Raw genomic sequence first — 4,972 nt, forward strand, 5'->3', positions numbered from 1 at the left:
CCAGAGCCAGTTCAGGAACTCCAGCCTACATCAGACGATATAGTGGATACCGCTTGGGCTCAGCAGACTGCCCTTAGCCTCGTGGTTGTAGGTAACTTGGTGGTTATGCTATTGGGATTTTTTGCCTATAGAATGGTGAAAAATAGTCATACCCAGTCAGATATCCTCGACGGTGACGATGCTATTGATATTGCACCGGATACAGCTACCGATCACAATCACTAACATAGTCCTTAGCCCCCCTGTGAGATATCAGCCTAAGCGACAATCTTAGTAGCTATTGTCGTAAAAATGATCGTTTTTGATAGTCGTAAAGCTCAGATATCATCTTGCCAATAAGCTTTTCAATCGTTAGTCTATGCGGCCATTTTTATCGAAATTTATGGTTTGATTATGAAGTTTCAAGGCACCGATACCTACGTAGCAACAGAAGATTTACAGCTGGCGGTTAATGCCGCAGTGACATTACAGCGTCCCTTACTGATTAAAGGTGAGCCTGGCACGGGTAAAACCCTATTGGCAGAACAGGTTGCAGCCTCGTTGGGCATGCCGTTAATCCAGTGGCATATTAAATCGACCACCAAAGCCCAGCAGGGTCTTTACGAATACGATGCTGTCTCACGTCTGCGTGACTCCCAGTTAGGTGATGATAGGGTGCACGATATTGCCAACTACATTAAAAAAGGCAAAATGTGGGAAGCCTTTGCCGCCGATGAGCAAGTGGTATTATTGATTGATGAAGTCGATAAGGCGGATATTGAATTCCCTAACGATTTATTAGTCGAGCTCGATAAAATGGAGTTCTTCGTTTATGAGACTGGCGAGACGATTAAGGCCAAACATCGTCCCATTATTATTATTACCAGTAACAACGAAAAAGAACTGCCGGATGCTTTCTTGCGTCGCTGTTTTTTCCACTTTATCAATTTCCCCGATCACGACACCATGCGTCGTATCGTTGATGTTCATTATCCTGATATTCAAAAAGAGCTGGTTAATGAGGCATTAGAGTTATTTTTTGAGGTGCGATCTATTCCCGGTTTAAAGAAAAAGCCGTCAACCTCCGAGCTGATCGACTGGCTAAAATTATTAATGGCTGACGATATCCCCAATGAAATCCTCAAGGATCATGACAACAGCAACGCCATTCCGCCACTGTATGGCGCTTTGCTAAAAAACGAGCAAGATGTGCATATGCTAGAACGATTGGCCTTTATGCATCGCCGTCAGCAGCGTGATTAAAACCCGATAATTAGTAGAGCAGACTTTTATGCTAATTAGTTTTTTTCAGCTTCTTAAGCGCGCCGGTATTCCAGTTTCTGTCAAAGAACTGCTGGATCTTATTCTGGCGCTCAAAAGCCATCTTGCCTTTGCTGATATGGATGCGTTTTATTATCTCAGTCGTACCTTGCTGATTAAGGATGAAAAATATTTCGATCGTTTTGATCGCTGTTTTTCAGCGTATTTTCGCGATATGGAAAGTATCGAAGATATTCTAGAGGCGTTAATACCCGATGACTGGCTGCGTCAGGAATTTATCAGGCAGCTTAGTCAGGAAGAAAAAGACAAGATAGAGTCCCTTGGCGGCCTCGATAAATTAATTGAAGAATTTAAAAAACGCCTAGAAGAACAGGAGGGCAAGCATCAAGGTGGTAATAAATGGATTGGCACTGGTGGTACCAGCCCCTTTGGTCATGGCGGCTATAATCCTGAAGGGGTGCGTATTGGTGGCGAAAGCCGGCATAAAAAAGCGGTTAAAGTGTGGGAAAAACGCCAGTTTAAAAACCTCGATGACAGTGTTGAGCTGGGTACGCGAAATATCAAAGTAGCACTTAGGCGGTTACGAAAATTTGCCCGTACCGGCGCTGAAGACGAATTGGATATGGACGATACCATCCGTTCCACCGCAAACAATGCCGGTTTGCTAGATCTCAAAATGATACCTGAGCGTCATAATGCCGTTAAAGTGCTATTGTTTTTTGATGTTGGTGGATCCATGGACCCCTACGTCAAGGTTTGCGAAGAGATGTTTTCTGCAGCACGTTCGGAATTTAAACATATGGAATATTTTTATTTCCATAATTTTATTTATGAGTCGGTTTGGGATAATAATAATCGCCGCCATAACGAACGGATAGATCTATTCGATATTCTGCATAAATATTCCAGCGACTATAAAGTGGTTTTTATTGGTGATGCGTCGATGTCACCTTATGAAATTCTTCAACCCGGTGGCAGTGTTGAGCACTGGAACGAAGAGGCCGGCGATGTTTGGATGCGGCGCTTAAAAGAAACCTACGAACGGGTCATATGGATCAATCCAACACCTGAACAGCAGTGGAATTATACCTATTCTATAGATCTGGCCAGTCAGCTGGTCGACGGTCATATGTATCCGCTGACTATTAAAGGTCTGGAAGAAGGAATGAGCTATCTATCCAAGTAACTGCTACTGCAGCAACAGTTAAAAAGCCGCTTTATCGCCTACTAGGCAATCTGTCTTTAATGCAGTCGCGCATAGTACGAATTGCTGTGGCAGTACTGTCCCAGCTAATACACGCATCGGTTACTGAAACACCGTATTGCAATTGCGATAAATCATCAGGAATTGATTGATTGCCTTCATTGATATTTGACTCAACCATTAGGCCGACAATGGATTGGTTGCCGTTAATAATCTGCTGACTAATATCATCTATCACGGCAAGCTGTAAGGCTGGCTGCTTGCTGGAGTTAGCATGTGAGCAATCCACCATAATATTTTTAACCACGCCGGCTTTTTCCAGCGCCTGTTCAGTTTGTTCGATATGTGCCGAATCATAGTTAGGGCCGTTAGAACCGCCACGTAAAACTATATGGGCGTAGGGATTGCCCTTGGTATGGATAATTGCAACCTGACCTTCGCCATTAATCCCCAGAAAGCGGTGGGGCTTACTGGCTGATTGAATAGCATTCATGGCAACAGCCAGACCACCATCGGTACCATTCTTAAAACCTACCGCAGAAGAAAGACCGCTAGCCATTTCGCGATGAGTTTGAGATTCTGTGGTACGTGCACCAATAGCTGACCAAGCAATACAATCTTGCATATACTGCGGAGAAATAGGATCAAGTGCTTCCGTCGACGTAGGTAGGCCCATTTCAGCTACATCTAGCAGCAGTTTACGGCCAATATGCAGCCCTTGCTGAATTTTAAAGGTGTCGTTTAGGTGTGGATCATTAATCAGACCTTTCCAGCCAACCGTGGTGCGCGGTTTTTCAAAATAGACCCGCATAACAATATAAAGCGTATCCTCAACCTCTGCTGCCAACTGCTTTAGGCGAGCGGCATAATCCAGTGCAGCATCAACATCGTGAATCGAGCAGGGGCCAACGACAACAAATATCCGGTGATCCTTGCCATCGAGAATATTACGAATGACTTCACGGCTATCAGCAATGCTTGCAGCGGCAGCGGCAGACATCGGCAAGTCATTTTTTAATTGTTCAGGGGTGATCAAAACCTCTTGCGATTCGACGTTTAGGTTATCTACTTGTCTGTTGGTACTGCTGTCGTTCATGGTCGTTATCTCTAATATTTTCAGCGTCAGCTTGGCGGCTACTGGCTCAATAGCAGGTCTGGCGCAGCTAGCCGTCTATTGTAGCTGATCTTGACATTAGATGTATAACCCATTGGAAAAACCGCTATTATTGATTCAATGATAGCCTTTGATAAGCGCCATAGATCGAACATGTGCCCTAATTAAGGCTAGCTAAAGGTCTATGTATTTAAGCAAGCTACGGTTACAATCCAATCACGCTAGCAAAAAATAATACGATGCCTCAACAACATTCATTTTTTGATGTAAATCCCATCTGGCAGCCATTGGCGGCAGGTCGATTAATCCTGACCTCCAACCAGCGTTTGGCTAGCCGTATACGCAATGCCTACGCCATCGCTTGCGCTGAAAAATCAGCCCCCGTTGTCGATGACCCTGCAGTCTATTCCATCAGCCAGTGGATCAATCACTGCTGGCAACAACTGCTGATCAATGCTGATCCTTTGGCCCTAACTGTAAAACCGCTTTCAGTCACACAGGAGCACGCGGTATGGCAGCAAATTGTCACCGATTCGGATCGTGGTGCTGCTTTATTGCGTCCCTCGGCAACGGCACAGCAGGCCGCTAGTGCATACCGCACCTTAATTGAGTGGCGCCAACCGCTAAATGATCAAACGCTAAGAGATCAATTGCTGGCAGACGACGATTCATCGGTATTACTGCACTGGATTGATCAGTTTGAACAGCGCTGTGATAACAATAATTGGCTGCCCCCAGCCAAAATGACCGAAAGGGTGATTAGTGGCTTCCAGGCCGGCATATTAGCTACCGAGGAAAGTATTATCACCATCGGTTTTGAGGATATGACACCCCTTAACCATCATTTATTGCAGAGTGCAGGTGGTTATACCCATTATCATGCCGACGCTCAAACGGCATCCGTTAGCGTTGTTGACTGTGAATCTACCCAGCAAGAATTATTGGCTGCTGCGGTATGGGCAAAACAGACACTTAAAAACCAGCCGACTGCGCGTATAGCCATTGTTATTCCAGAGCTGGCACAGCAACGGCAACAGGTTCAACGCTTGCTGCTTGAAGTGTTTGATCCGGGTTTTAATCAGCCTTTGGACCAGCAGGGTGGTTTAACCGTCCGTCGCAATTTGCCTTTTAATATATCGGCCGGTTACCCCTTAATCGAGGCGCCCATTATCAGCGCAGCGATTGACGCACTGTCCTTGGCGCTTCCAGTTTTGGAGATTGATGCCCTAACCACTATCTGCCAGTCACCGTTCTATCGTTTAACTGATAAGGATGGTGAGTTAATGAGTCGGTTAATTATTGCTATCAGAGAAGAAAGGGCATTTGAATTATCGACAGCTAGGTTTAGATATTTAGCTGAAAAAGTCTGGGAGAAGTATCGCCAGTCAGATCAA

The 4,972-nt window shown here is 45.1% G+C and carries 5 protein-coding genes; 4 read left to right on the forward strand and 1 reads right to left on the reverse strand.

The annotated features are described in order from the left end of the window. The 3 genes from AACP44_RS08390 to AACP44_RS08400 all read left to right on the forward strand — a co-directional run. Positions 1–225 (forward strand): hypothetical protein (locus AACP44_RS08390; RefSeq protein WP_339340078.1); only part of this gene is annotated, 225 nt, incomplete at its 5' end. Between the two features lie 168 nt (positions 226–393). Next, positions 394–1,242, forward strand: a complete 849-nt coding sequence (locus tag AACP44_RS08395; protein WP_339340079.1) for a MoxR family ATPase — start codon at positions 394–396, stop codon at positions 1,240–1,242. A 28-nt stretch (positions 1,243–1,270) separates the two neighbouring features. Further along, positions 1,271–2,446 carry a VWA domain-containing protein gene (locus AACP44_RS08400; RefSeq protein ID WP_339340080.1) on the forward strand — a complete coding sequence of 392 codons (1,176 nt, stop codon included), beginning with the start codon at positions 1,271–1,273 and terminating at the stop codon, positions 2,444–2,446. A 31-nt stretch (positions 2,447–2,477) separates the two neighbouring features. On the opposite strand, the gene AACP44_RS08405 is transcribed toward AACP44_RS08400, so the two are convergent. Then, a complete protein-coding gene (locus AACP44_RS08405; protein WP_339340081.1) occupies positions 2,478–3,560 on the reverse strand; it encodes a 3-deoxy-7-phosphoheptulonate synthase in 1,083 nt (360 codons plus the stop codon). Positions 3,561–3,817: 257 nt separating this feature from the next. Here AACP44_RS08405 and AACP44_RS08410 point away from each other — a divergent pair. Continuing rightward, the coding region (locus AACP44_RS08410; RefSeq protein ID WP_339340082.1) for a hypothetical protein at positions 3,818–4,972 on the forward strand (1,155 nt) is incomplete at its 3' end.

The sequence above is a fragment of the uncultured Oceanicoccus sp. genome (genome assembly GCF_963968385.1).
Taxonomy (GTDB): domain Bacteria; phylum Pseudomonadota; class Gammaproteobacteria; order Pseudomonadales; family Dasaniaceae; genus Oceanicoccus.

Coding starts and splice junctions, on each gene's coding strand:
- AACP44_RS08395 (WP_339340079.1), top strand. CDS start 394: ATGAAGTTTCAAGGCACCGATACCTACGTAGCAACAGAAGATTTACAG.
- AACP44_RS08400 (WP_339340080.1), top strand. CDS start 1,271: ATGCTAATTAGTTTTTTTCAGCTTCTTAAGCGCGCCGGTATTCCAGTT.
- AACP44_RS08405 (WP_339340081.1), bottom strand. CDS start 3,560: ATGAACGACAGCAGTACCAACAGACAAGTAGATAACCTAAACGTCGAA.